Below are 25378 nucleotides of genomic sequence, written 5' to 3' on the forward strand. Positions count from 1 at the left end.
CGGAGGCCGAGTGTGGAAACGCACGATCCCTGCCTGCTCTCCATTCGCGGACTGACGGTCAGCCTTCCGCCACAGGCCGACCGCCCGTTTGCCGTCAGCGATCTCGATCTGGATGTCCGGCACGGTGAGTGCCTGTGCATCGTCGGGGAAAGCGGGTCCGGTAAATCGATCACGGCCCAGGCCATCCTCGACATGTTGCCAGACGGCCTGACGCAGACTGGCGGCGAGATCCGCTTCGAGGCCGAGGCGCTTCCCCGTAGCAGGCCGGCCCTGATGCAGAAGCTGAGGGGCAGCCGTATCGGCATGATCTTTCAGGAAGCGGGCACAAGCCTTGATCCGGTGATGTCGGTGGGGCGCCAGATCGAGGAGCTTCTTCTGGTCCATGGCATCAGGGACGCCCGCCTGCGTCGCGCACGGTCACTCGAGATGATCGCCGCGGTGCAGCTGTCGGATCCGGAGCGTATCCACGGCTATTTCCCTCACCAGTTGTCGGGCGGACAGGCGCAGCGCATCGCGATTGCGATGGCGCTGGCCTTGCATCCTTCGCTCTTGATTGCCGACGAGCCGACGACGGCGCTTGACGTGACGACACAGGCGGAAATCCTTCGCCTGATACGCGCTCTGCAGGCCGAGACCCAGGCCGGACTGATCTTCATCACCCACGATCTCGCCGTCGTCGCCGATATCGCCGATCGTGTCATGGTCATGCAGCAGGGGCGGGTGGTTGAAAGCGGAACGCGGGATGCCATCTTCGCCCGCCCGCGGCATCCCTACACGATCCAGCTGCTGGAAAGCCTGCCCGGCAGCCATGACCGGCCGCGGCACGCGGGGAGGGGTGATGTGCTGCTGGAAGCACGAGATATCTCGCTGACCTATCAGCAGCCCGTCGGCCTCTTCAAGAAGCGTCCTGTACATGCGGTGCGCGGCCTGTCGCTGCGGCTTGCACGCGGGCAGACTCATGGCCTGGTCGGGCAGAGCGGTTCAGGAAAATCCTCCTTCATCAAGGGGCTGCTGCAACTGGAGCCACTGTCGGGCGGCACCGTCCTGCTGGATGGCGTCGATGTCACTTCCGGTCTGTCGCGCGCGATGCGCAAGCGCATCCAGCTGGTCCAGCAGGATCCGGCCGGGGCACTCGATCCGCGCCAGACCGCCGGATACAGCATCGCGGAAGGCGCAATCATCCACGGCACCTCTCCGCGCAATGCCGAGGAGAAAGCGCGCCGCATGCTGGATCTGGTCGGCCTGCCGCAGCAGGCCTATGATCGCTTCCCGCACGAGTTTTCCGGCGGACAGAAACAGCGCATCTGCATTGCCCGCGCGCTTGCGGTCGAGCCGGAAATCCTGATCGCCGATGAGGCCCTCTCGGCACTCGATGTGTCGATCCAGGCACAGATTCTGGGCCTGTTTGCCGAACTGCAGCGAAAGCTCGGCTTTGCGATGTTGTTCGTCACGCATGATCTGCGCGTTGCGGCGGCGATCTGCGACGAGGTGACGGTGATGCTGAAGGGCGAGGCCGTGGAACAGGGGCCGGCAGAGTCCGTGTTCGGCGATCCACAACACCCCTACACACACATGCTGCTCGACTGCCTTCCGGACAAGGCGGGCCTTGCCCGGACTGCTATTGAGCGTCGCCACAGAACCGGAACGGTGGGAGAACCCGCATGACGCGCATGATCCTCTTTCGCGTGGGCCGGTCCATCCTCACCCTGCTGATCGTCGTGACGATCGTCTTCATGTTCATCCGGTTGTCCGGCGATCCGGCGGAGGCGCTGGCACCCCCGGATGCGCCCCCCGAAGTGGTCGAAGCCTACCGGGTGAAGATGGGCCTCGATCAGCCCCTGCCGGTGCAATATATGAGCTATCTCGGCAATCTGGCGCACGGCGACTTCGGCTATTCGATCCACACGGGTCGGTCGGCGGCGGCAATCTTCCTCGATCGCCTGCCGGCAACGCTTGCGCTGGGCGGAACGGCGCTTCTTATTGCGCTTGTGTGCGGGGTGGCGATCGGCACCGCCGCAGCGCTGAAGCGCAACAGCGTCATCGACCGGCTGGTCATGGGCTTTTCCGTCTTTGCCTTTGCCATGCCCAACTTCTTTTTCGGGCTGATCGTCATTCTCGTCGGCGCGTTCGGCTTCGGCATCTTCTTTGGCGCAGCGGCGGGCAACAGCATGTCGCTTCTGACGCTGCTGCCACCAGCGGCAACGCTAGGGCTTGCCCATATGGGCGCCTTCGCGCGCTTCACCCGCTCTTCGCTGCTGGAGACGCTCAACCAGCCCTTCATGCGGGCCTTGAAGGCGCGCGGCGTCCCGGCGACACGCCGACTGCTGCGTCATGCCGTACCGAACGCCGCCATTCCGGTGGTGACGATGCTGGGCCTCAGTCTGGGCGGGATCGTGGCCGGTGCGGTAGTGACCGAACAGGTCTTTGCCTGGCCCGGCGTCGGGCAGTTGCTCGTCCGCTCCGTTGCCACGCGCGACATTGCGGTCGTGCAATTCCTGGTGCTGATGGTGGCGCTTTCGATGACGATCGCCAATCTGCTGGTCGATATTCTCTACACGGTCCTCGACCCGAGAATCCGGAGGGCTTCGGCATGAAGCGCATTTCCATCATCTGGTCCGCCATGCCCTTAGCCGTGCGGATCAGCATCACCTTCATCGGGCTGTTCGTGCTGTTTGCGCTGTTCGGCTCTCTGCTGACCAATTTCGACTTTCGCCAGACCTCGCTTCTGGCGCGCCTGAAGCCGCCGAGCTTCCTGGGCGGTTCTCCCGACCATTTTCTCGGGACCGACGATCGCGGCCGCGATCTGGTGGCAAGGCTTGCCGCAGGCGCGCAGGTCACCCTACTGGTCGCCGTCACTGGAACGCTGATCGGCGCAGTGCTCGGTTCAGTTCTCGGCCTCATAGCCGGCGGCAGGCGGGGACGGGCCGAAGGCATCATCATGATGGCCGTCGATGTCCAGGCATCGATCCCGATCATCATCATTGCCCTGTTTGTTCTGGCAATCTTCAAGAGCAGCCTGACACTCCTGATCATCATGATCGGCTTTGCCGGCTGGGAAACCTATGCGCGTCTCGTGCGGGCAGCGACCCTTTCGGTCAGGGAACGCGGTTATGTGACCGCCGAGCGCGTTCTGGGGGCATCCACCAGCCGCATCTATCTGCGCCACATCCTGCCGAATATTTTCAGTGTGATCCTTGTGCAGTTCACCATCAACCTGCCGCTGACCGTGCTTTTGGAAACAGGCTTGAGCTTCCTGGGACTCGGCGTCCAGCCGCCGATGACCAGCCTTGGCGAGATCATGAGCAATGGCCGCGACCGCCTGACGACAGCCTGGTGGCTGACGATGTTTCCAGGCGGCATCATCTTCTGCCTTGCGCTCAGTGTCTCCATCCTCGGCGACTGGCTGCGCGATCAGCTCGATCCGACATTGCGCAGTGCCGGAGCACGCACCGGCTGAACGCTTCCACTCCATCCGTCGAATGAACGCCGCGCTGGGAATGACAGGCGCGACGGCACCACCACGACCACCAACCGATGGGATCTTCATCATGAACCACACCGACTTCCTGATCGAAAGCCTGGCGACGGGCGCTCCGCTTCTGGAACCATCCGCCGGACACTGGGACAACGGGCATCTGAGCGGCGTCTATCGTTCCGTCGAGGCCCGTAGCTACTGGAGCAACGGCCTTTTCCCAAAGGGTTTCCGCCTCACACTCACCATGCGTTTCGAGCCGAACTTTCTTGCCTACAAGGGTGTGAACGACACGCATGTCGACAAGCTCTACATCAACCAGTTCGATGCGACGCTGGATGATGTCACCGGCCCCATCTCCGGCAATGCCCGTTACAACGAAATCCGCATCCGCCAGCTTTCCGCCCACGAGTTCCAGGTGCTCGAACTGCTGAACGGCGATGTCATTGTCGGCCAGTACTGGTGCTTTTCCCCGGGCGCCTCGACGCTGATGCGCTGGGGCGTCGGCAAGGCACCGGATGGCGTTTCGAAAGCCTTTTTCGAGACCTTCGAAAGGATCGGCGCACCGCTTCCATAGGCTCACGGGTCAGCGGGACAAAGGGGAGGGGGGCTCCATCCCCGGCCTCGGTGCCGGAGAGGCTCGGATCTCTCAATGTCCCGAAGACAGAACCGCCGGCGTGATCAAGGCGAGTGTGCCGACGGCCAAGCCGCCCGTTGTCGGACGCAGCCAGACGGAAATGCGGCTGCGGGAACGACCGGAACACGCCGCCGCTCCGGTCAAGGAGGATGACGCATTGCGGCTGGCCCATGGCCGACGCCGCCTCCATTGCGGCTCGCAGTATGTCAAGCGCGCCTTGTCAGTCCGCTGCGACGGGGTTTCATAAACTCACTCACCACGCCCTTCCAGTTCACGCGGACAGAAGGTTGCGGCCGGCGCAAAGGAGCCTGCGCCGGCCGCGGGGCTGAAGGCTTACTTGCCCCAGATCTTGGCATACTGGTCGCGGTAGCCGTTGCCCGGATCGAAGATGTTCTTGTCGCCGCCATCGGAGTTAATGTTCGCCTTGGTGACGACATGCAGCGGGGAGGTGTAGCCGGACCATTTGGCCTTGCTGACGGCCCGGTTCAACTCGTCGATCAACTGCCAGCCCTGCAGGTTGAGCGGTTCGGCGACAGTCACTGCCTGATACTGACCGGAGCGGATGCGCTGGTAGGCGGATTCCGAGCCGTCGCCGGCGGCAACCGCTTTGGGGGCGCCGTCTCCCGGAATGCCAGCCGCGGCAAGGCTCGGCCCCATGAAGTCGAAATAGATGTCGTTGATCGCCAGCGCATGCGTCCAGCTTGCACCATATTTCTGCAGAAGCGAGGTGGTCAGCGTTGGCATGCGGTTGGAGGTGTCGGCAATCGGGGTGTCGACATATTCCAGCACCTTGCCGCCGAGTTTCTCGATCGTTTCCTTGATCTTGTTCGCCTTGGCGATGGCAATCGCATAGGTTGAGTCCGTGAAGATCACGACGCCGGGCTTGCCGCCGGCATCGGCGAAGGCCCATTTGGCGGCCGCAGCCGAGACTTCCATGGCATCGGTCGAGACATTGGCGAACAGGCAATTGGCCGGGTCCGGACCAATCACCGGGCCGGCATGCCAGCTGACCATCGGTATGCCCGCGTCGCAGGCCTGTTTCAGGGCGGCCTGCTGTTCCACGGCATCGAAGCCGTTGATGATGATGCCGTCCGGCTTCAGCGCCAGTGCCTGGCCGAAGGCGCCGGCGCGACTCTGGACCGAACCCGCACCATCGAGAACCGTCACCTGCCAGCCGATCCTGGCTGAGGCTTCGCGAATACCGTTGGTGACACCCAGAATGCCGCCATTCTTCATGTCGGCGGCGAGCACCACGATCTTCTTGCCGGCGGCAGCCGTCGGGCCGCTGGTCGGGCCATCCCAGGTCTTCTTCTCGCCAGCATATTTCTGGACATCGGCCTTCGCATCCGAAATCGCGTCGGCAAAGGCGGGCATGGCGGCCGTCAGCGCCACGACGGATACGGCAATTGCTCTCTTCAGCATGGTTTCCTCCCAGATTAAGCTGAATGAATTACTTGGATTTCGCGCCTTTCCTGCGCTGCGCGTAACCGGCGATGCCGATTGCAATCAAAAGCGTCGTGCCGTTGAACAACGGTTCCACCCAGAAACTGCCGCCGAACTGCTGGATGCCGGAAATGCCGACCGCGAGGATCATGACGCCGACGATGGTGCCCCAGACATTCACCCGTCCGGGCTTGATGGTGGTGGAGCCGAGGAAGGCGCCGACCAGCGCTGGCAGCAGGAATTCGAGGCCGACAGAGGCCTGCCCGATCCGAAGTTTCGATGCGAGCAGGACGCCGGCCAAAGCCGTCATCAGGCCGGAGGTCACGAAGGCGCCGATGACGAACTTGCGGGTCGGAATACCGTTCAGTTCGGCAGCCCGCTGGTTTGCCCCGATGGCATAGAGATAGCGGCCGATCGGTGTGTATTCGAGCGCAATCCAGAGAAGAACCGTGATGACGAGGACGTAAATTGCCGTAACTGGCAGACCAAAGACGAAGGTGCCGTTGATCGCATAGAAGGCGGCAGGCAGGGCGCCGACCATCTGCCGGCCACCCGTGTGCCAGAGTGCGATTGCATAGAGGATCGTGCCGGTGCCAAGCGTTGCGATGAAGCTATCGATGCGCGCGACCTCCACCAGCAGTCCATTGAGGGCGCCGATCGCGACACCGAGTACCAGCACGATGGCGACGGCAGCCGGCCAGGGCAAGCCATAAAGCGTCTGCAGGCTGATCGCCAGGATATGCCACAGCACGATGCCGTAGCCCACCGTCAGATCGATGCGTCCGGCCACCATCGGAATCATTGCGGCCAGGGACAGTAGCGCGATGATCGCCTTGTCCGAGAGGATGGCCCTCAGGTTCAGCATGGTCGGGAATGTGGTTGGCAGCAGGATCGAAAAGAGAAGGATCAGGCCGAACATCAGGATGACGAGACCGTAGGTCGGCGCAAGTCTTATGAGCTTGCGACCGGTGGAGAGACCCCGCAGTTCATCCTTGGTAGGCTCTACGGCGTTGGATTGAATACCGGGCATGGCGTCCTCAGGCTGCTTCACCGGCCGATGCGGCCTGGATCAGGGATTCGGTTGACAGTTCGACGCCGCTCAGTTCCGCCACGGGTAGGCCGCGGCTGAAGACGATGGCGCGATGGCAGATGTTTGCGGTCTCCTCGAAATCGGTGGACACCACGAGGACGCCCATGCCGCTTGCGAGAGCCTGGTAGAGAAGATGATAGATCTCGGCCTTGGCGCCGACATCGACACCGGCCGTCGGATCTTCGGTGATCAGCAGGCGACGGCCGGCATCGAGCCAGCGCCCGACCACAACCTTTTGCTGGTTGCCGCCGGAGAGTGCCTCAATGGCAAGCGTCGGATCGTTGGGTGACAGGCCCACCCGCCGGCCGAGTTCATGGGCGACGGCATCTTCCGCCTTGGGCGACAGCAGGCTCAACAGACGCCGTCCTGTGGCGGAGGGATTGATGAATGCATTTTCGCGGACGCTGAGGCCCGGGGCGACACTTTCCGCCACACGATCGCGCGCGACGAGGCCGATGCCCGAGCGCATGGCAGCCCCGGCATTCTTTAGATCCGGCGCTGCACCATCCAGCGTAATCCTGCCGGCATGCGGAATGAGACCGAACAGCGCGCGGCCGACATCCTCATGCCCGGCGCCGCGAAGGCCGGCGAGACCAAGCAGTTCGCCGCGGCGGATCTCGAAGCTGACGGGACCGACGGCAGCCGTCACCAGGCCGTCCACTTTGAGGATGGCCGGACCTTCCAGAGTGGCGGGCCTTGCGATTTCGCGCGCCTTTCTGCCCACAATCAGCCCTACCAGTTCTTCCGGCGTCGTGTGTTCGATTGCCCGCATCCCGACCATCTGGCCATCGCGCAGGACGGCGACCCGATCGGCAATCCGGAAGATTTCATCGAGCCGGTGGCTGACATAGATCATGCCAACCCCGCGCGCCTTCAAAGGACGCAAGGCGGCGAAAAGACGTTCGACCTCATCGGCGGGCAGGCTGGCCGTCGGCTCGTCGAGAACGAGATAGTCGCAATCGGCGGCAAGTGCCCGGGCTATCGCCACCAGCGACTTCTGTGTCCGGGTCAGACTGGACACCCGCGCCGTCGCCGAAAAATCCGCCTCGACAAGCGACAGCGCCCGGTCGGCAGACGCTTCGGTCGCCGGCCAGTCGATGCGCCGGCCCTTCTGCACGTAGCCGAGTGAAAGGGCAATGTTTTCGGCGACGCTCATCCATTCGATCAGGCCAAGGTCCTGATGGATGAAGGCGACCTTCTGGCCACCGGCCCTGCCGGCCTCGTGGGCATAGGGAACGCCGCCGATGAAGACGCCCCCCTCGTCAGGCTTGTGGATGCCGCCGAGCACCTTGATGAGTGTCGATTTGCCTGCTCCGTTTTCGCCCAGCAGGGCGACAATCTCGCCGCGTTCGATCTTCAGCGACACACCCTTCAGCGCCTGCGTGCCGCCAAAGGATTTCACGATACGATCGAACAGCAGTCCGTCTAGGGACGGTTGCATGATGGTTCTCCTCCCATGATGCCGGCCCTAGATCTTGCGTCAGGTTTACCGGTAACGTATGCAGGGTATCGCGAACCAAAGCCAAGTCAAGAAGAAAGTTATCGATAACATGACCACCATTCCGAGTTGTGTGCCGGCGGGGCAGCAACGCCGATGAAGGCCAATCTGGAAGACATTGCGCGCGCCGCCGGCGTTTCGAAGATGACGGTCAGCCGCGTCCTTCGCGACGGCTCCGGCTTTTCTGATGAGACACGCCGACGGGTGATGGAGATCGCCGAGAAAGTGGGCTATGTCCCCAACCGCCTGGCCGCCGCCTTCGGCTCCGACCAGGCGGAAACACTCGTCGGCATGTGCGTGCCACGCCTCACGTCGGGCCTCTTCGGCCATGTGTTGGATGGGGTGGACCGGGCGCTGGGACGTCTCGGCTATCAGTTGATCATCGGCGCCAATGATCATTCGACAACCGAGGAGGAAGCCTGGATCCGGCAGGTCGCCAGCTGGCGTCCAGCCGGCCTCATTCTCTCGGGCCGCCATCATACGCCGGGCACGATCGAGATTTTGCGCAGTGCCGCCATTCCGGTTGTCGAAATATGGGATTTGACGACCAGCCCTATCGATATGGCTGTGGGTTTCTCCCATTCTGATTGCGGCGCCGAAATGGCCCGGCATCTTCTGGCGCGCGGTCGGCGCAAGGCCGGCTATGTCGGTGCGCTCGCCCGGTCCGACGTCATGGGACAGGCGCGCTTCGAAGGGTTTCGTGACGCGCTTGCCCGCGCAGGCCACCCGCTGGTGGATGCGGAAATGCTGCACGATGCGCCGGGTTTCTACGCCGGATATTACGGGCTGGAGACCCTGCTCAGCCGGAAGAATGACTTCGACGTCGTCTATTTCCACAATGACGAGATGGCGATCGGCGGCCTCGCTTTCTGTCGGTCGCGCGGGCTGGGCGTGCCCGAGGATCTCGGAATCGCCGGCTGGGGCGGGATGGAGGCGGCATCCATCCTGGAAAGACGCCTGACCACCACCGTCGTGCCGACGACCAGCATCGGCAAGGCGGCCGCAGAGGCGCTTGTTACCAAGCTGAAGGGCGGGCCGGTGCAGGCCGTCACCGTGGTGGCTACACGGCTTGTTCCGGGCGAGACCGTCTAAACACGGCAAGAGGCGTCAGGGCGTCTGGATACCGCGACGGTTGAGGACCACGGAATAGATGCTGGTGGTCGCAGTGATGAACAGCCGATGTTTGGCGTGCCCGCCGAAGCAAAGGTTGGACACCAGTTCCGGCACCAGGATCTTGCCCATCAGGTGCCCGTCTGGCGCGATGCAATGGACACCGTCTGCCGCCGATGACCAGAGATTTCCGTCGCTGTCCGCCCGCATGCCATCCGCGCACCCGGACGTGATGACATGGAAGATGCGGCCGTTGACCGGACAGCCATCGACCATGTCGAAAACGCGGATATGCTGGGGATCGGACGAGAACATGCGTCCGGTATCAGCCACATAGAGCCGGTTTCCGTCCGGGCTGAAGACAAGGCCGTTCGGTGCCTGCATGTCGGTGATGACGGCCTCGATACCACCGGCCGGCGACACCCGATAGACCGTACAGGGCAGCTCCTGTTCGGCCTTGGACCCCTCATAATCCGTCATGATCCCGTAATGCGGATCGCTGAACCAGATCGCGTCGTCCGGAGCCACGATCACGTCGTTCGGGCTGTTGAGCCGCTTGCCCTGATAGCTGTCGGCAATCACCGTGATCGATCCGTCCCATTCGGTCCGCGTGACCCGGCGGGTGCCGTGCTCGCAACTGATCAGGCGACCCTGGCGATCACGGGTGTGTCCGTTGGCGTAATTCGATGGCTGGCGATAGGTCGTGACGCCCTCCTCGTTCCACCGGACGATGCGGTTGTTGGGAATGTCGGAAAACAGCAGGCATCCGGCATCGCCGAACCAGACAGGGCCTTCCGTCCAGTCGAACCCGGTCGCCAGCCGCTTCACCGGCGCATTGCCGAGAACGTAAGTTGCAAAGACCGGATCCATCACTTCGAAAAACGACATGGCTGAAGCTCCTCCCTCAATGCCTGTTCGCCTTCAGGCTGCTACGCGACCTCGGCCAGCACGCCGCCTTGTCGGTCGCCTCGAAGGAGCAGCGTATGTGGAAGCTCGGCTCCAACGGCACCTGATCCCAATCTGGATAAGGTCTCCTCCGCACGATATCCGGCTCCGCACAGTGCCTCCCAAGGAATGCCTGATCTCTGATTGTTATCGATAACCTATGCAAATCATTCGAGGCTTGTCGAGAGAGAAAACACGAGGATGAAGCCGCGGCACCGAACCTGTTCGACCCGGAGGGCAAGCGCGCCCTCATTATTGGCTAGTTCGGCAGGGGCTCGGCGGGGCGCGCATGCGCAGCCGCCCCCGCCGACACCGAGGCTGTTGCCGCAGCACGCGGTGTTCAGCGGGAAGCAACGTGATCCCCTCGGCAGCACTCAGAGAAAGTGTCAGCGCCCGATGGACCGCTTGACGATGACAACAGGGCTGTGGTCCGATCGAGTCAACATCGGAGATGTGGTGTGGCGTTTACCTTCAGACAGTTGCAGTATTTCGTGGCGGTGGCGGAGCAGGGCACCGTGTCGGGTGCCGCCCATGTCATGTCGATTTCGCAGTCTTCCATCACGGAGGCGGTGAAGGAACTGGAACAGGACCTCGGCGTGCAACTGTTCGATCGCCACCCGCGTGGGCTCGCAATCACGCAGCAGGGGCACCAGTTCCTCCGACACGCGACGAAGATCCTTTCCAGCGTTTCCGAGGCCCGCCAGGTCTTTGACACTGACCCGGAAATGACGAAGGGCACGCTGCAACTCGGTGTCACCTCGCTGGTGGCCGGTTATGTGCTTTCAGACCTTCTCGCCCGTTATCGCCGGGCCTTCCCGGGCGTCGAGGTCAGCACGATCGAGGATGACGGCAACTATCTCGAACACCTGCTCGTCGGCGGCGAGCTCGATGTTGCCGTTGTCCTTCTGAACAACCTGCGTGACCGACAGGCACTGCAGGTCGAAACGCTCGAAATGTCGCCCTTCAGCCTGTGGCTTCCGGCCGGGCACGAACTCGCCTCTCAGGAATCGATCACTGTCGAGGACATTGTCGGCCAGCCCCTCATCATGCTGACGACGGATGAGATCGAGGAGGCGACGCGCAAGCTGCTCGGCGTCTTCGGCGCACGCCCCCGCGTTGCCTTCCGAACCCGATCGGTGGAAGCGGTGCGCTCGCTGGTCGCCACCGGCGCCGGTGTCGCCATCCTGCCCGACATGATCTATCGCCCCTGGTCGCTGGAAGGCGACCGCATCGAAGCCCGCGACGTCTCGGCATCGCTACCCGCCATCAATGTGGGGCTGGTCTGGCGGCGGGGTCTCTCACTCTCGCAGCCGCTGAAGAATTTCATAGCGCTCGCTCAGGCGCAGCGGACGCCCCGGCTTCGCTGAGGTTTCGATATCGGAATTTCCGAAACCGGAATTCTGGTAAAAGAAATTGCGAAAGCAAAACGCCCGCCTATCATCCCCTCAGCGCCAAGGGAAAAATCCCGGCATGACCGCAAAGGGGAACATCATGAAGTCCATTCTGAACATCACGACTGCGATTACCCTCGTTCTCGGCACCACGCTGCCGGCGTTTTCGGCGGAGATGAAGGAAATCGGCAAGGGCGAGGGCGAAGTCGATATCGTCGCTTGGGCCGGTTATATTGAACGCGGCGAAACCGACAAGGCCTATGACTGGGTGACCGGCTTCGAGAAGGAGACGGGCTGCAAGGTCAACGTCAAGACCGCGGCCACCTCCGACGAAATGGTCACCCTGATGAACCAGGGCGGCTTCGACCTCGTCACCGCCTCGGGCGACGCGTCGCTGCGCCTCGTCGCCGGCAAGAAGGTCCAGCCGATCAACACAAGCCTGATCAAGAACTGGTCGGCCGTCGACAAACGTCTGCAGGACGTGCCCTGGCACACGGTGGACGGCAAGCATTATGGCACGCCCTACCAGTGGGGACCGAACGTGCTGATGTACAATACGCAGGCCTTTGGCGGCAAAGCGCCGGAGAGCTGGGATGTCGTGTTCAAGGAAATGACGCTGCCCGACGGCAAGTCCAACAAGGGTCGCGTTCAGGCCTATGACGGCCCGATCTACATCGCCGATGCGGCGCTTTACCTGAAAACGACAAAGCCCGAGCTGGGCATTAAGGATCCTTACGAGCTCAACGAACAGCAATATGCCGCGGCGATTGAACTCCTGAAGGGCCAGCGTGCGCTTATCGGCCGCTACTGGCACGACGCGACCGTTCAGACCGACGACTTCAAGAACGAGGGCGTCGTCGCCTCCGGCTCCTGGCCCTATCAGGTCAACCTGCTTGAGGCCGACAAGCAGCCGATCGCATCCACCATTCCGAAGGAAGGCGCCACCGGCTGGGCCGACACGACCATGATGCACGCGGACGCCAAGCACCCCAACTGCGCCTACATGTGGATGAACCACTCGCTCGAGGCCAAGGTACAGGGCGATGTCGCCGCCTGGTTCGGTTCGGTGCCTGCCGTACCGGCCGCCTGCAAGGGCAATGAGCTTCTCGGTGAGGGCGGCTGTGCCACCAACGGCTTCGACAACTTCGAGAAGATTTCCTTCTGGAAGACGCCGACCGCCAAATGCGCTCAGGGCACCTGCGTCCCCTATTCGAAGTGGGTCAGCGATTATATCGCGGTGATGGGCGGGCAGTAAGGTCAGGCACGCATGTGTGAGACCGCACTCTGCCCTGCCGGGCATCTCCCCCGCAAGGGGGAGATTGGGCTGTGCCACAGCTCCCACCTTTTCCAACGACGCATTTACATGGAACGCCATTAGCGACGAGTGCCAGCAGGGGCGCGTCTTGCCGATCTCCTCCCTTGCGGGGGATGTCCTGTAGGACTGCCGGGGTGCTACACGCGCAGACCTTTCCATGCGCCACAGGCGAAAAATAGAAGACCGGAGACCATCATGCCAGCAGCCGTCACCTTCCGCTCCGTGTCGCGCCATTTCGGTGCGGTCAAGGCGGTGGACCGTGTCGACCTCGACATTGCCGAGGGCGAATTCTTCGCCATGCTCGGCCCGTCCGGTTCAGGCAAGACAACCTGTCTGCGGCTGATTGCCGGCTTCGAACAGCCCGATGAGGGTGCGATTTCCATCCTCGGCGAGAGCGCCAATGGCATTCCGCCGTGGAAGCGCAACGTCAATACGGTCTTCCAGGACTATGCGCTTTTCCCCCACATGACGATCCTCGACAATGTTGCCTATGGCCTGATGGTGCGCGGCGTCGACAAGGCGACCCGGCACAAGGCGGCCGAGGAAGCACTCGAGCTGGTGAAGCTCTCCGGCTATGGCAATCGGCGCACCGGTCAACTCTCCGGGGGGCAAAGGCAGCGAGTCGCGCTCGCCCGCGCGCTGGTCAACAAGCCGAGCGTGCTCTTGCTCGACGAGCCACTCGGTGCGCTCGACCTGAAACTGCGGGAAGCCATGCAGGAAGAGCTGAAGGGCCTGCAGAAGCGGCTCGGCATCACCTTTGTCCTCGTCACGCATGATCAGGCCGAGGCGCTCTCGATGGCCGACCGCGTTGCCGTCTTCAACGAGGGAGGCATCGTTCAGGCAGGTTCTCCGGAGGAAATCTACGATCGGCCGCGAACGCGCTTCGTCGCGGATTTCGTCGGTTCCGCCAATATCCTGCCTCCAGACCTCACCGGTCGGCTGATCGGGCGCAGGGGCTGGTTAAGCCTGCGCCCGGAAGCCTTCAGCCTCAAGGGCGGTGCGGGCATGCTGTCTCTTTCGGGCGTGGTCGAAGCGTCGAGCTTCATGGGCCCGGTCCGGCGCATTGCACTGCGGGCCGGCGATACCATCATCCATGCCAATCTGCCGGCATCTGTCGCCGTCCCGGCAGATGCCGGCACGGTTACGGTCTACTTTGCATCCTCCGCACTCAACCTGCTGGAGGATGTGCCATGACCGCGGGTCCCACGTATGACAGTCTCGCCTCCAGGTTCTCGGGTGCACTCTGGCGCAGTCCGCGCCTGCTCGTCATCTTTCTACTTGCCCCGCCGCTGCTGTGGCTCGGCATTGTCTATGTCGGCTCACTGGCAGCACTCCTCCTGCAGAGCTTCTTTTCCTTCGACGATTTCACGGCGCAGGTCGTCTATGAGTTCACCCTCTCGACCTATGCCGAACTTTTCCGCCCGTCGAATTTCGACATCATCCAGCGCACGATCGTCATGGCCGCGCTGGTCACGATCGCCTCGGCCATTCTCGCCTTCCCGATCGCCTATTATGCCGCCCGCTATGCAAAAGGCCGATTGAAGGCCTTCTTCTATATCGGCATCATGCTGCCGCTCTGGTCGAGCTATCTCGTCAAGATCTACGCCTGGAAGATGATCCTGTCGAAGGAGGGCATCATCAGCTGGTTTGCCGACAAGCTGCATCTGGGCTGGCTTCTCGACGTCTGGCTCTCGCTGCCGGTGGTGGGCGGCAATTCCCTCTCGGTCAGCGCAACCGGTACCTTCCTCGTATTCGTCTATATCTGGCTGCCCTACATGATCCTGCCCATCCAGGCCGCACTGGAGCGGGTGCCAGCCAATCTGGTCGAGGCTTCCCACGATCTGGGCGGCTCACCGGGCAGGACCTTCCGCCACGTGCTGCTGCCGCTCGCCATGCCCGGCATCGCCGCAGGCTCGATCTTCACCTTCTCGCTGACGCTGGGCGACTATATCGTGCCGGGCATTATCGGCACCTCGCGCCTCTTCATCGGACAGGCCGTCTATACGCAGCAGGGAACGGCGGGCAACATTCCGCTCGCCGCCGCCTTCTCGGTCGTGCCGGTCGTCATCATGGCCTTCTATCTCTGGGGCGCCAAGAAACGGGGAGCCTTCGATGCGCTCTGATCACCACCGCGCACCCGTTGCGCTCAAGCTTGCGGCGATCGGCGGTCTCCTCTTCCTGCATCTGCCTATCCTGCTGATCTTCGCCTATGCCTTCACGACGGAGGCAAAGAGCTTTCAGTGGCCGCCACCGGGGCTGACAACCCGCTGGCTCGCCGTCACCTGGGAGCGGCGCGATGTCTGGCAGGCGCTGACGCTCTCCGTCCAGGTGGCCAGCATCGCCACGGCTCTGGCACTGATCCTCGGTACGCTATGCGCCGCAGCGCTTGCCCGGGCGCGCTTCTTCGGAAAGGAGGCGATCACGCTGCTCGTCATCCTGCCGATCGCCCTGCCGGGCATCGTGACCGGGATTGCGCTGCGCTCCGCCTTCGGGTTGATCAACATCCCGTTTTCGTTCTGGACGATCGTGCTCGGTCACGCCACCTTCTGCATCGTCGTCGTCTACAACAATGCGGTCGCCCGTTTCCGGCGCATGTCGCCTTCGCTGGTCGAGGCCTCCTACGATCTCGGCGCCAACGGCTTCCAGACCTTTCGGCATGTCATCCTGCCGAATATCGGCACGGCGCTTCTGGCCGGTGGCATGCTGGCCTTCGCGCTCTCCTTCGACGAGGTCATCGTCACCACCTTCACCGCCGGACAGCAGCAGACACTGCCGATCTGGATGCTGGAAGAACTCATCCGCCCGCATGAGCGGCCGGTCACCAATGTCGTCGCCATGGCGGTCGTGCTGGTCACGCTTCTGCCGATCCTCGGCGCCTATTATCTCACCCGCGAGGGCGCCGAGACCGCCGGCGGCGGGAAATGAAAGACGGAAAGGGAACTGTCATGAATATCGGCATGAACACCGAAATGCTCATCGGCGCCACCTTCGCCAAGGGCGAGGACCAGGAGGAAAAGATCCTTAATCCGCGCAGCGCCGAAACGATCCTCAACCTGCCGGAGGCCTCGCCGCAGCAGATCGACGCAGCCGTGAGTGCCGCCCGAGGTGCCTTCAAGTCCTGGTCGCGCACGACGCCGGCCGAGCGAGCAGGCTACCTGCTGAAGATCGCCGACACCATCGAGGCCGATGCGGATGCGTTCGCGGCCCTGGAGGCGCTCAATTGCGGCAAGCCGATCAACGCGGTGCGCAATGACGAAATCTCCGCCATCGTCGACTGCTACCGCTTCTTTGCCGGCGCCATCCGCAACCAGCACGGCGCGATTGCCGGCGAATACCTGCCGGGCTTTACCTCGATGATCCGCCGCGACGCCGTCGGCGTCATCGGCTCGATCGCCCCGTGGAATTATCCGCTGATGATGATGGCCTGGAAGCTGGCACCCGCGATTGCCGGCGGCAATACGGTCGTCTTCAAGCCCTCCGAGCAGACGCCGCTGACGGCGCTCAAGATGGCGAAGCTTCTCGCCGATATCCTGCCCGAAGGCGTCGTCAACGTCATCCTCGGCCGCGGCGAAAGCGTCGGTAATGCCCTGATCAACCATCCGGGCATCGACATGGTGTCGATCACCGGGGACATCGCCACCGGCAAGAAGGTGATGCAGGCAGCCTCCAGGACCGTCAAGCGCACGCATCTGGAGCTCGGCGGCAAGGCCCCCGTCATCGTCTATGGCGATGCCGATATCGATGCGGCCGTCTCCGGTATCCGCGCCTTCGGCTTCTACAACGCCGGCCAGGACTGCACCGCCGCCTGCCGCATCTATGCACACAAGTCGGTCTATGACCGCTTCGTCGCCGACCTCTCGTCCGCCGTTTCCTCGATCCGCTACGGGCTTGCCGACGACACCGAAAACGAGATCGGCCCGCTGATCTCGCAGCGCCAGCGCGACCGGGTAGCAAGTTTCGTCCAGCGCGCGGCTGAGACAGGGCATGTCGAAGTCACGGCCGGCGGGGCGATCCCCAGCGGTCCGGGCTTCTACTACCAGCCGACCGTGGTGGCAGGTGCATTGCAGACCGACGAGATCGTCCGCCGCGAAGTTTTCGGCCCTGTCGTCTCCGTCACGCCGTTTGGCGATGATGACGATGTCGTCGGCTGGGCCAACGAGTCCGACTACGGTCTGGCTTCCTCCGTCTGGACCAAGGACCTTTCGAAGGCCATGCAGGCCTCCGCCGAGCTTCGCTATGGCTGCACCTGGATCAACACACATTTCATGCTGTGCAACGAGATGCCGCATGGCGGCCTCAAGCAATCGGGCTATGGCAAGGACATGTCGATTTATGCCCTGGAGGATTACACGGTCGTCCGCCATGTGATGATCGCACACGGCTGACAACGGCACCCCACCGCAACGGCCCTGCTCGACGACTGGCCCAAGGCCGAGATGGAACAGGTTCTGGCGAGTGGCAGCCTGATGTAGCCACAGGAGGTGGCCGAAGCCGCCGTCTTCATGTTGACGAGACCCCGCCATGGCGTGATCTGGTGATCCTGCTGAACAGCGTGGATCTGTGAGGCGCGCGGACGCGCAGAACCGGGAGGAGGGGCATGATCGCCCGGCAGTCTTTCATCGGGATCGACGTCGGCGCCGGCAGTGCGTACGGGAGCATCAACGGGACGCCAGGTGCGACGATGCCGACAAGACCAGTCGAGCGGCAGCACCTCCGCTCTGGATCGCGGCGGTTCCAATCCCGTCAACGGGGCGGTTCGCTGATCTGTCCCAGATAGCGAGCCGTCCAGCGCCCTGCCTGGATGTTGTCGCGGGCGGAGCTGTGCAGCATGTCGATGAAGCGCCGGGCGGCCAGGGTGCGCTCCGTGTTGTCGAGGGTCGCGATCAGCCAGGTGACCCAGAGCCCCTCGATCGGTGCCCAGGAAAACCGGGTCAGCGGCGAGTTCACCATGCCGCAATAGGGCATGATGGCGTATCCCACCTTCCGGCGGATGAGGTCGTCCATCGGCGCATATTCCGTCTCGACGGCAATCTTGGCGCGGCGACCGATGCGGGCGAATTCCCCTTCGATCAGGGTGCGCAGCCCATCCGGACGCGGCGTGAGGATGAGCGGGCAGTCGGCCACCCTGTCGATCGAAATCGGCTGATCCGTCGAAAGCCCGCTGTCGAGCGGACCGACGAGATAGAGCTGCTCCGTCAGCAGCGGTTCCGTGTGCAGGTCGGGTTCCGTCAGCGGTGCGGCCAGGATGCCGATATCGATGTCCCGGAAGAAGATCGCCTCGCGCAGCTGGAAGGAATGCGCGCCGCGCACGCGAAGCCGCACATGCGGATAGGTCTCCACATAGGTCGCCACGAGCTCCCCCGTCAGCACACGCCCCATGAAGGGCGGGGCGCCGAAGGCGAGCCGGCCGGAGGGCGTGTTGGCGGCATGGGTGACTTCGCCGGGCACACGGGCAATCTCTTCCAGGATCGCCTCGGCGCGCGCGCGAAACACTTCGCCCGCGGGCGTCAGGGTCAGGCCACGACCCGTGCGGTGAAAGAGGGACGTGCCGATCTCCTGTTCCAGGGCAGCGATCTGGCGGCTGAGCGCCGGCTGGGAGATGTCGAGCTTTTCTGCCACCCGCGACAGATTGCCGAATTCGGCGACCTTCAGGAAATACTCCCATTTGCGCAGGTTCACGAGAGCCTCCTCCGCCTCATCGATATGCAATTGAAGTTATAGCTGAACTGCCGTTCTGTCTATTGATGAAAGTCAAGCCGGTGGGGATAGTAGATCGAAGGGTTGAGGAGCCCGCATTCGAGGAGGACACCATGTTCAAGCGCGCATTCATCATCGCGGGCACGTTCGCGCTCGCTGCCATTCCGGCTCTCGCCGAAACGAAGATCGCCATCGGCACGCCCCCGATCGCCGAGGTCGAGGCGGCTTTCGTTGCCAAGGACGAGGGACTGTTCGACAAGAACGGCCTGAATATCGAATTTCTGCCCACCGGCTCGAACCAGACGCTGGTCGCGGCCCTGGTCGCCGGCTCGCACCAGATCGTGGCCGTCTCGCCGACCGTCCTGCTGCAGGCGGTGGATAGCGGCATTGATCTCGTCGTCGTTGCCAATTGCGGCGTCACGGCACCGCGCACCGCCAAGAATGTAGGCCTTGCCGTGCGTGAAGGCGCGGCAATCGATAAGCCGGAGGATCTCGTCGGCAAGAAGGTGGGCACGCCGAGCATCGGCGGCACGCTCGACATCCTGTTCCGCCAGTGGCTGAAGCAGAAGAAGGTGTCCGATAAGAGCATCACCTTCATCGAGGTGCCGATCCCCAACACCGCCGACGTGCTGAAGGGAGGCACGATCGACGCCATCATCGCCGGACAGCCGTCGCTCGGACGCGCGGTCAGCCAGTCGAACGGCAAGGTGGCTTTCCACTTCATGTCGGAACTTCCGGCCGATCTGCCCTACACGACCTTCGTGGCAACCCGCGACTGGGCCAAGGCGAATACGGCGACTATCGCCTCGTTCCGCACGGCCTTTGCACAGGCGGCGGATTTCATCGGCAAGAACCCGGACAGGACGCGCGAGATCGTCTCGAAATATACGCGTCTCCCGGTCGAGGTTCTGAGCAAGATCGAACTGCCCGAGTGCAAGCCGGTTCCGACGGTTGCAGCGCTCGACTATCTGGAGAAGGCGATGCAGGACGGCGGTATGCTGAGCGGCAAGATCGACACCGCGGGCCTGATCGCACCCTGACAGGACATGGCTCCCCCGCGGGCGGGACTGGTCGTTTGCCCGCGCTTCTTTCCTTAGACAGGTGGTATCATGATTGAGATGACCGGCGCCGAGGCGCTGACCCGTTTGCTTGTTCCGGAAGCCGTTCCCTTCGTCTTCGGGATTGCGGGTGGCAAGCTGAATCCGCTGCTGCACGCCATCTCCCGCGAGCCTTCGATCCGCTATCTGGGCGTTCGCCACGAAGCGGCAGGCCCTTTGATGGGGGCCGCGGTAGCCGCCGCAAGCGGACGGGTCTGCGTGGCGCTCGGCGAGATGGGACCGGGATCCTCCAATCTGGTCGGGGGGCTCGGCACGGCCTTCAACAACAATCTGCCGCTGCTGCTGATCACCTCCAACAATCATCTCGCCGCCTCCTATCCGAACCGCGGCATGTTCATGGATCTCGATACCCATGCACTGCTGAAGCCGCTCACCAAATGGAGTGCGGTGGTTCACGATGGGCGCAGGCTGCCGGATCTGGTGCGCGATGCCTTCCGTCAGGCGCTGACGGGGCGAAAGGGACCCGTTCACCTCGACGTGCCGCAGGAGATCCTCGGCGGTCGCTTCCCGTTCGACGAAGCTGCTTTTGCCCTTGCGCCGGAACAGTATCGGTCGGTCAAAGGTCCGCGTGCGCCGGCGGCACAGATCGCCCGCGCCGCCGAGATGCTTGCTATGGCGAAGCGCCCGCTGCTGGTGGCGGGCGGTGGCGTGGTGTCGGCCAATGGCGGCGATCTGTTCCGTTCGCTGATGGACCTCGTCCAGGCGCCGGCGCTGACGACGCAGATGGGCATCGGCACCGTGCCGTCAAACTCGCCCTATTTCATCGGGCAGGGCGGCATCATCGGCGGGGACGCCATCCAGGCGGCGTTCAGGGAGGCGGATGTCATCCTGGCGATCGGCTGCCGGTTTTCGTCCTGGCTGTGGGACGACGGCGGTGCGCTGAGCAAGGGCGATGCAGCGCTCATCAATGTCAATATCGATCCCATGAGCCTCGGCGCCAACAGCCCCCACGCGCTCGGCATCTGGGCCGATGCGGCCGATGCGCTGGAGGACCTGATCGCGGCGCTTACCGCCCGTCCGAGGACGGATTGCTCCGGCTGGCTCGCTCACCTGCGCGGTGTCCATGCCGGATATCTGGCAAAGCTCGAGACAATGGCCCGCGACGAGGGCGCGGTCATGCACCCGGCACGCCTTGGCCTCGCATTGGGCAAACTGCTGCCGGAGGATGCCCTGATTGCCTATGACGGCGGCCATACCTCGTTCTGGAGCAATGATCTGACGCCGGCCGTGGTGGAGCGGACGCGCTTTCACGAGCCCGGCATGTGCCAGCTCGGCTTTGGAACGCCCTATGCCGTGGCCCTGAAGCTGCTCCATCCCGAACGACCCGTGTTCAACATTTGCGGCGACGGCGCCTTCGGCTTCACCCTCTCCGAACTCGATACGGCACGGCGTTACGGCCTGCCGATCATCAACATCATCCACAACAACGCCTCCTGGGGCGTGATCAAGATGGGCCAGCGCAAGAGTTTCGACTTCTCCTTCGGCAGCGATCTGGAGGGCACCGATTACGCGGCGATTGCCCGCGGTTTCGGCTGCCATGGCGAGGTGGTGACGGCGGTGGACGAGGTGGAGCCGGCGCTCCAGCGGGCCATGCGGTCCGGCCTTCCGGCGGTGATCGATTGCCGCGTCCGTTTCGAGGCGCATCCCAGCATGCCATATTTCGCGCGGATGAATGCCTATGGTTATCCAAAAGGTACGGGCGCCGGTCCGCATGCCGCGCTCGTGAAAGGAGCCTGACATGGCCATGACCCAGGCGATCCTTCAGGCCGGACGGAATGAGATGGCAGGTTCGGTCTTGCGCGCCGATGAGCCCCGCATCCGTATCCGGGACGTCACCCTCTCCTATGGCGCCTTGCAGATCATCGGCGGCATCAGCATCGATATTGCGCCGGGTGAAAGCATTTGCGTGATCGGCCCGTCCGGCTGCGGCAAGACAACCCTGCTGCGCATGCTGGCGGGCCTGGCGCGGCCAACCTCCGGTGCCGTCGAGCTGGATGGATCGGTGCTCGGCGGCCCGGATCGTTCGGTGGCAATCGTCTTTCAGGATTACGGCAAGGCGCTTCTGCCCTGGCGGACGGCGGCCGGAAACGTGTCGTTGGCGCTCGAGGCGCGCGGCTGCCCGGCCAAGGAGAGGCCGGCGATCATCCGCGAGCTTCTGGAAAAGATCGGTCTCGGCCGCCATGCGGACAAATACCCTTCGGAAATGTCGGGCGGTATGCAGCAGCGCCTTCAGATTGCCCGGTGCCTTGCGCAGGAGCCGAAGGTTCTTCTGATGGACGAACCCTTCGGCGCGCTGGACGCGATGACCCGCCAGGCGCTGCAGGACGAAGTGCTCTCGCTGGTTGCCACGACCGGTGCCACCATGGTTTTCGTCACCCATGATCTGGAGGAGGCGATTTATCTGGGAGACCGCATCGTCTGCCTTCAGCCCAATCCGGGCCGCGTCGGCCGCATGGTGGATGTGCGGCTGGCGCGACCGCGGGACCAACTCGTGACCCGGGAGGATCCGGAATTCCTGCGTCTCCGGCGCGAACTCTATGATCTCATCAAGGATGATCACCAATGAAAGCGGTGCTGAGGAACAGCTGGCGGGCCGCCCTGCTTCCCGTTGCCGTTATACTGGTCGCGCAGATCGCCGCCACCGTCACGCAACTGGAAAGCGACAGTCTGGCAAGCCCCCTTGCCATCGTTTCGGCCTTTTTCTCCATCCTGGCGGATGGATCGCTGATGCGCGCCACACAGGACACGCTGATGGCTGCCTTCTGCGGCTGCGTGCTGGGCGTGTGCGCCGGCTCGCTGCTCGGTGTCGTGCTGGGGCTCTTTCGTCTGGCCGATGACCTGCTGGATCTCACGATCGAACTGCTGCGGCCCGTGCCCGTGGTCGCGCTCATTCCGGTGGTGATGATGCTGCTGGGCTTTGGCGCGCGCATGGAGATCGTCATCATTGCCCTTGGCTTGCTCTGGCCCTCGGTCGTCCTGGCGAGAGCCGCCGTCAAGGACGTCGAGCCGAGGCTGATGGAGGTCTCCGCCGTGCTGCAACTTCGCTTTTCTGCCCGACTGACGAAGATCGTGCTGCCCGCCATCCTGCCGCAACTCTTCATGTCGCTGAAGCTTGCCGCCGGCTATGCACTCGTCGTCGCGGTGACGGTGGAGATCACCGCCAACCCCTTCGGTCTCGGATACGGCATCATGATGGCGCAGCAGGCGCTGCGACCGGCGGAAATGTTTGCCTATCTCATCTGGATCGGGGCGATCGGCTGGCTGGTCAGCCTGATGCTGGACGCGGTGCAGCGCCGGTTCTTCCCGGCCTTTTCCAGGGGAGAAACACGATGAGTCATCTTTCCATGCGCAAGCTGGTGCTGGGGATTCTGGGCCTTGCGGCCTTTATCCTCGTCTGGAAGGCGGTCACCGATGCGAAGCTCGTCTCGCCGATTTTCTTTCCAAGCCCTGAACGGACCTGGGCCGCGCTGGTGAAAGGCCTTGCCGGCGGCCCGCTTCTGGCCCAGACCGTCGAGACGATCCAGCGCATGCTGCTCGGCTGGCTTCTCGCCTCGCTCGTCGGCATCATGCTGGGCGCCTTGATCGGGATATCACGCCGCGCGCGTGTCTTCATCGCACCGACGCTGGAACTGCTGCGACCGCTGCCAGCTTCCGCCATGATCCCGATCGCCATCGCCTTTCTCGGCTTTTCCGACCAGATGGTGCTAGTGGTCATCGCCTTTGGCGCGCTCTGGCCCATGCTGCTTGCAACGATCCACGGCTTTTCGGCGATGGAGCCCCGGCTTTACGAGGTGAGTGCCGTCCTTGGCCTCAACCGTCTGCAGGTGATCTGGAAACTCGCCCTGCCGAGCGCCCTGCCGATGATCCTTGCCAGCCTCAGGCTCGGCCTCACCATTTCCCTGATTCTTGCGGTCGTCGGCGAAATGCTGGCCAGCCGCGAGGGGCTTGGCCAGAGCATTCTGCTGGCCAGCCGCAGTTTCCGTTCGGCGGATTTGTTTGCCGGCATCGTCATTCTCGGCGCAATCGGCCTGGTCGGCAGCCGTCTGCTCTCGATGGCCGAGCGACGGCTGCTGCGCTGGCAGGCCGCCGCGCGTTAACGTTCACTGATTATCGGAGAGACACGTGTTCAAACTGAGAGATGCCACCACCATCATCGATGCCGCGCTTGTCGAGGCGCGCGCCCGTTCCCTGGCGCCACTGGCCGTTGCCGTGCTCGACGCCGGCGGCCACCTCATTGCCTATAGGCGCGAGGATGGCGCCGGCATCGTCCGCTTCGATATCGCCTATGGCAAGGCCTGGGGTTCGCTCGGCATGGGCTTTGGCACCCGTGAACTGACGGAGCGCGCGGCGAAGAACCCCGCCTTCATCACCGTTCTGTCCACCGTCAGCGGCGGACGCATGGTGCCCTCGCCGGGCGGCGTTCTCGTGGTCGACGCGGAAGGTATCGTGATCGGTGCCGTCGGGATTTCCGGAGACATCGGCGACAATGACGAGATCTGCGCCATCGCCGGCATTGAAAAGGCCGGCTTCCGGGCTGCACCGAAGGGCCTCATTTGATCACGGTCCTTCGCGGCGCGTCGACAGGCTGGCGCGCTGCGGAAGATCCGCATCAGGCCCTGACATGTTTCAGGCATGAGGGAGGAAAACATGCGATCTGTTTTGGGCGTGCTGACCATTCTGGCAGCCATTGTGCTTGCGCCGGCAACCCGGGCGCAAATGTCGGCGAACCAGCCCGAGGTGGGAGAGGGTGTTCGCGCCTTTGGCGACAGGCTTGGCCCCGATGTCGTGAAGGGCGTCACCGCACTCTACCATCCGCTGCATGAGGCAGCCTCGAAGGATGGGGTGACCGTTACGAGGGACATCGCTTATGGCGATGGCGAGAGGCAGAAGCTTGACCTCTATGTGCCGACGAACGCGGCCTCCGGCGCGAGGTTGCCGATCCTGCTGTTTGCCCATGGCGGTGGCTTCGTGCGGGGCGACAAGCAGGATGTGGCGCATTTCGGCTATTACTTCGGGCAGCACGGCATCGTGACTGCCCTGATGAACTACGGTTTCGCGCCAAAGGCGCACTTCCCCTCGGGTGGTGAGGATGTTGCCAAGGCGGTTTCGTGGTTGCGCGGTAATGCGTCCCTCCATGCCGGTGATGCGCAATCCATCTTCGTCTCCGGCAATTCGGCCGGGGCAACCCATGCCGCGACCTATGGCTTCATCACCTCTGCGACCAGTGGCGATGACGGGGTGCGCGGCCTCATCCTCATTTCCATTCCGACGGCGGATTCGGAAGATCTCGGCCCGCAGGACAAGGTCTATTACGGGGAGGATGCCAGCCAGTACCCGCGGATGTCGATCATCCGGCACGTCGGCGGTCGCAAGCTGCCGGTGTTCATGGCGGTGGCGGAAAACGACATGCCTTCGATCCAGCGGCAGAACAAGCGGCTTCTCGACGCCCTTTTCGAGCGGGACGGGAAGCTGCCCGTCTACAAGACGGCACTTGGACACAACCACATTTCGATCATCGAGCATTTCGGCACGGCGGATGAAAGCCTGGGCCCGGATATCCTTGAATTCATGCGGGAAAACCTCGCAAAGTGATTGATGGGTGCGGCGGAGGCTCGCGGTTCGACACCGCCCGCTTCCGCCGCGCCCTGCGCCATCCTGAGGG

23 protein-coding genes and 1 pseudogene are annotated in these 25378 nt (G+C 63.3%); 19 read left to right on the forward strand and 5 right to left on the reverse strand.

The genetic code is table 11. From position 1 onward, the window contains the following. Positions 1 to 12: 12 nt before the first annotated feature. From KLP42_RS14775 to KLP42_RS14790, 4 genes are all read left to right on the forward strand, one after another. Positions 13 to 1665, forward strand: coding sequence for a dipeptide ABC transporter ATP-binding protein (locus tag KLP42_RS14775; protein ID WP_215567514.1), 1653 nt, complete (start codon positions 13 to 15; stop codon positions 1663 to 1665). Next, on the forward strand, positions 1662 to 2594 hold the full coding sequence (locus tag KLP42_RS14780) for an ABC transporter permease (RefSeq protein WP_215567515.1): 933 nt from the start codon (positions 1662 to 1664) through the stop codon (positions 2592 to 2594). Before KLP42_RS14775 ends, KLP42_RS14780 begins: the two co-directional genes overlap by 4 nt. Then, positions 2591 to 3457, forward strand: a complete 867-nt coding sequence (locus KLP42_RS14785) for an ABC transporter permease (RefSeq protein ID WP_215567516.1) — start codon at positions 2591 to 2593, stop codon at positions 3455 to 3457. Before KLP42_RS14780 ends, KLP42_RS14785 begins: the two co-directional genes overlap by 4 nt. Before the next feature lie 91 nt (positions 3458 to 3548). Continuing rightward, a complete protein-coding gene (locus KLP42_RS14790; protein ID WP_215567517.1) occupies positions 3549 to 4049 on the forward strand; it encodes a hypothetical protein in 501 nt (166 codons plus the stop codon). 393 nt (positions 4050 to 4442) lie between these two features. Here the strand turns inward: KLP42_RS14790 and KLP42_RS14795 are convergent, their stop codons facing one another. The 3 genes from KLP42_RS14795 to KLP42_RS14805 are packed head-to-tail and all read right to left on the reverse strand — an operon-like array spanning position 4443 to position 8083. Next, positions 4443 to 5531, reverse strand: coding sequence for a substrate-binding domain-containing protein (locus KLP42_RS14795; protein WP_215567518.1), 1089 nt, complete (start codon positions 5529 to 5531; stop codon positions 4443 to 4445). Positions 5532 to 5559: 28 nt separating this feature from the next. Then, positions 5560 to 6582, reverse strand: a complete 1023-nt coding sequence (locus tag KLP42_RS14800) for an ABC transporter permease (RefSeq protein ID WP_215567519.1) — start codon at positions 6580 to 6582, stop codon at positions 5560 to 5562. Positions 6583 to 6589: 7 nt separating this feature from the next. After that, positions 6590 to 8083 carry a sugar ABC transporter ATP-binding protein gene (locus KLP42_RS14805; RefSeq protein WP_215567520.1) on the reverse strand — a complete coding sequence of 498 codons (1494 nt, stop codon included), beginning with the start codon at positions 8081 to 8083 and terminating at the stop codon, positions 6590 to 6592. 153 nt (positions 8084 to 8236) lie between these two features. Between KLP42_RS14805 and KLP42_RS14810 the strand changes: the two genes are divergently transcribed. After that, on the forward strand, positions 8237 to 9232 hold the full coding sequence (locus KLP42_RS14810; RefSeq protein WP_215567521.1) for a LacI family DNA-binding transcriptional regulator: 996 nt from the start codon (positions 8237 to 8239) through the stop codon (positions 9230 to 9232). A 15-nt stretch (positions 9233 to 9247) separates the two neighbouring features. Here KLP42_RS14810 and KLP42_RS14815 read toward each other — a convergent pair whose 3' ends face one another. Continuing rightward, positions 9248 to 10138 (reverse strand): SMP-30/gluconolactonase/LRE family protein, encoded by an 891-nt coding sequence (locus KLP42_RS14815; RefSeq protein ID WP_215567522.1) that lies wholly within the window; start codon positions 10136 to 10138, stop codon positions 9248 to 9250. Between the two features lie 515 nt (positions 10139 to 10653). Here KLP42_RS14815 and KLP42_RS14820 point away from each other — a divergent pair. The 7 genes and pseudogenes from KLP42_RS14820 to KLP42_RS26950 form a co-directional block, all read left to right on the forward strand. After that, a complete protein-coding gene (locus KLP42_RS14820; protein WP_215567523.1) occupies positions 10654 to 11562 on the forward strand; it encodes a LysR substrate-binding domain-containing protein in 909 nt (302 codons plus the stop codon). Positions 11563 to 11686: 124 nt separating this feature from the next. Then, complete coding sequence (locus tag KLP42_RS14825) at positions 11687 to 12841, forward strand: ABC transporter substrate-binding protein (protein ID WP_215567524.1); 1155 nt, start codon at positions 11687 to 11689, stop codon at positions 12839 to 12841. Positions 12842 to 13096: 255 nt separating this feature from the next. After that, on the forward strand, positions 13097 to 14095 hold the full coding sequence (locus KLP42_RS14830) for an ABC transporter ATP-binding protein (protein ID WP_215567525.1): 999 nt from the start codon (positions 13097 to 13099) through the stop codon (positions 14093 to 14095). Beyond that, the gene (locus tag KLP42_RS14835; RefSeq protein WP_215567526.1) at positions 14092 to 15024 is read left to right on the forward strand and encodes an ABC transporter permease; all 933 of its coding nucleotides are present in this window, start codon (positions 14092 to 14094) and stop codon (positions 15022 to 15024) included. Before KLP42_RS14830 ends, KLP42_RS14835 begins: the two co-directional genes overlap by 4 nt. After that, the gene (locus tag KLP42_RS14840) at positions 15014 to 15826 is read left to right on the forward strand and encodes an ABC transporter permease (protein ID WP_215567527.1); all 813 of its coding nucleotides are present in this window, start codon (positions 15014 to 15016) and stop codon (positions 15824 to 15826) included. The genes KLP42_RS14835 and KLP42_RS14840 overlap by 11 nt, the downstream gene beginning before the upstream one ends. A gap of 32 nt (positions 15827 to 15858) precedes the next feature. Further along, complete coding sequence (locus tag KLP42_RS14845; RefSeq protein WP_215567528.1) at positions 15859 to 17286, forward strand: gamma-aminobutyraldehyde dehydrogenase; 1428 nt, start codon at positions 15859 to 15861, stop codon at positions 17284 to 17286. Positions 17287 to 17295: 9 nt separating this feature from the next. Then, positions 17296 to 17465, forward strand: a pseudogene (locus tag KLP42_RS26950) (glucose dehydrogenase); the annotation flags it as partial. 179 nt (positions 17466 to 17644) lie between these two features. On the opposite strand, the gene KLP42_RS14850 reads toward KLP42_RS26950, so the two are convergent. After that, on the reverse strand, positions 17645 to 18580 hold the full coding sequence (locus tag KLP42_RS14850) for a LysR family transcriptional regulator (protein ID WP_215567529.1): 936 nt from the start codon (positions 18578 to 18580) through the stop codon (positions 17645 to 17647). Positions 18581 to 18711: 131 nt separating this feature from the next. Here KLP42_RS14850 and KLP42_RS14855 point away from each other — a divergent pair, with 131 nt between their 5' ends. From KLP42_RS14855 to KLP42_RS14885, 7 genes are all read left to right on the forward strand, one after another. After that, a complete protein-coding gene (locus tag KLP42_RS14855) occupies positions 18712 to 19638 on the forward strand; it encodes an ABC transporter substrate-binding protein (protein ID WP_215567530.1) in 927 nt (308 codons plus the stop codon). 69 nt (positions 19639 to 19707) lie between these two features. After that, positions 19708 to 21453, forward strand: a complete 1746-nt coding sequence (locus KLP42_RS14860; protein WP_215567531.1) for a thiamine pyrophosphate-binding protein — start codon at positions 19708 to 19710, stop codon at positions 21451 to 21453. Between the two features lie 43 nt (positions 21454 to 21496). Next, positions 21497 to 22282 carry an ABC transporter ATP-binding protein gene (locus tag KLP42_RS14865; RefSeq protein ID WP_215567819.1) on the forward strand — a complete coding sequence of 262 codons (786 nt, stop codon included), beginning with the start codon at positions 21497 to 21499 and terminating at the stop codon, positions 22280 to 22282. Further along, the gene (locus KLP42_RS14870; protein ID WP_215567532.1) at positions 22279 to 23049 is read left to right on the forward strand and encodes an ABC transporter permease; all 771 of its coding nucleotides are present in this window, start codon (positions 22279 to 22281) and stop codon (positions 23047 to 23049) included. Before KLP42_RS14865 ends, KLP42_RS14870 begins: the two co-directional genes overlap by 4 nt. Then, entirely contained in the window at positions 23046 to 23813 is a 768-nt protein-coding gene (locus KLP42_RS14875) for an ABC transporter permease (RefSeq protein ID WP_215567533.1), read from the forward strand. The genes KLP42_RS14870 and KLP42_RS14875 overlap by 4 nt, the downstream gene beginning before the upstream one ends. Positions 23814 to 23838: 25 nt before the next feature. Next, positions 23839 to 24273, forward strand: coding sequence for a GlcG/HbpS family heme-binding protein (locus tag KLP42_RS14880; RefSeq protein ID WP_215567534.1), 435 nt, complete (start codon positions 23839 to 23841; stop codon positions 24271 to 24273). A 90-nt stretch (positions 24274 to 24363) separates the two neighbouring features. Then, on the forward strand, positions 24364 to 25308 hold the full coding sequence (locus KLP42_RS14885; protein ID WP_215567535.1) for an alpha/beta hydrolase: 945 nt from the start codon (positions 24364 to 24366) through the stop codon (positions 25306 to 25308). Positions 25309 to 25378 lie beyond the last annotated feature (70 nt).

This window comes from Rhizobium sp. CSW-27 (genome assembly GCF_018760785.1).
GTDB lineage: Bacteria > Pseudomonadota > Alphaproteobacteria > Rhizobiales > Rhizobiaceae > Neorhizobium.